The 286-nt window shown below is 56.6% G+C and carries 1 protein-coding gene; it reads right to left on the bottom strand.

The window, feature by feature from the left end:
- On the bottom strand, positions 1-271 hold a 271-nt coding region (locus ACM6G4_RS25940), incomplete at its 3' end, for a transposase (RefSeq protein WP_414914888.1).
- Positions 272-286: the final 15 nt, after the last annotated feature.

The following is a 286-nucleotide window of genomic DNA, read 5'->3' as shown; positions in this document are numbered from 1 at the left end:
CGTTGCGTTGGGCTTCTCGCTCCAGCCGTCGGCTCGACTGGATGCGGTTGAGATAACCGTAGATGTAGATCTTCAGCAAGACCGAGGGATGGTAAGCAGGCCGGCCAGTATCGGCTGGGATGGCACGTTCAAAACGCAGATTGACCAGGTCGAGTTCATCGACAAAGACGTCGACTACGCGCACCGGGTTGGTATCGCTGACGTAGTCGTCGAGACTCTCGGGAAGCAAGGTGCCTTGGCCTCGATGTTCACCTTGAATAAAGCGCTTCATGGGCGATCCTTGCGA

Source organism: Pseudomonas sp. IT-P258 (assembly GCF_949767825.1).
In the GTDB taxonomy this organism is placed as follows: Bacteria; Pseudomonadota; Gammaproteobacteria; order Pseudomonadales; family Pseudomonadaceae; genus Aquipseudomonas; species Aquipseudomonas monachiensis.
This window is presented reverse-complemented; position numbering and strand designations above follow the sequence as displayed.